We start from the raw sequence: 958 nt of genomic DNA, 5'->3' as shown, positions 1-958 counted from the left end.
TGCGAGTTCCTTGTAGCGCACAGGCTCGTTCGCAATCGCGAGTTCGAGTACCCGGTAGAACACCATCCCACGGCTGCGGGACCGCCGGCGGTTGAAGCGGAACACGAACTCGTTCAGGTAGCTGGCAAGGTGAGCACTATCCACGGCGCCCTGATGGGTACCCAGCAACCACCGTTTGGCCAGCGATGCGACGCGATGCACTCCGGGCAGTAGATCTCCTGGGTCTTCTCCGCGAGCTTTGGCAGCGCGCTGGCTGTGAGAACGGTGGATATAGGCGAGTTTGCTCAGTCCGCAGTAGCCTTGCCAACCATCGGTGATGACCGTCGCTCCCGGCTCGATAAAGTCTGTCACGAAGGCCTCTAGGGATGCCGCTGAAGCATCCTTCAGCGGTCTCATCCGACACCGACCGAACCCTTTCGGTTCCAGGACTTCCACCGCGATGCCCGTCAGGACTTTCTTGCCCTGAGCGCGCCCGCCAGGCAGACCAGGCTCCTGCCCACCGATGTAGGTCTCGTCTACCTCCACCATTCCGCTTAACCGATCCCGATCCGGCCGCACCAGCACCGAGCGCAGGCGATGCAGTATGGCCCACGCTGTCTGATAGGAGCCAATGTCTAGCGTGCGTTTTAGGCTCAACGCTGAGATTCCGTCTTTACCAGTGGCGAATAGCCAGCAGATATTGAACCAGACTGTCAGGGGCGTGCGCGTCCGATCGAAGATCGTGCCCGCGGTCACTGACGTGCGCCTAGCGCACCCGGAGCACATAAACCGACCGTCGCCCAGCCGCCAACCACCAACGTGTCCGCAGGCGGGGCACACGAATCCGCCTGGCCACCGGAGCCACTCCAGGTAGTCGAGGCAGTCCGCATCGGTGCGAAACCAGGACTGGAACTCGCCCGCAGTCCGCGGATAATCAACGCCAGCATGAGGGTAAGTCACCCTTGGAGTTTACTCCGGT

At 61.7% G+C, this 958-nt stretch carries 1 protein-coding gene; it reads right to left on the bottom strand.

Annotated features, from left to right (window positions below; all coding sequences use genetic code 11):
* On the bottom strand, positions 1 to 939 hold a 939-nt coding region (locus CKO23_RS24885), incomplete at its 3' end, for an IS1595 family transposase (protein WP_200336248.1).
* Between the last annotated feature and the right edge of the window lie 19 nt (positions 940 to 958).

Source organism: Thiocystis violacea, assembly GCF_016583565.1.
Taxonomy (GTDB): Bacteria; Pseudomonadota; Gammaproteobacteria; order Chromatiales; family Chromatiaceae; genus Thiorhodococcus; species Thiorhodococcus violaceus_A.
This window is presented reverse-complemented; position numbering and strand designations above follow the sequence as displayed.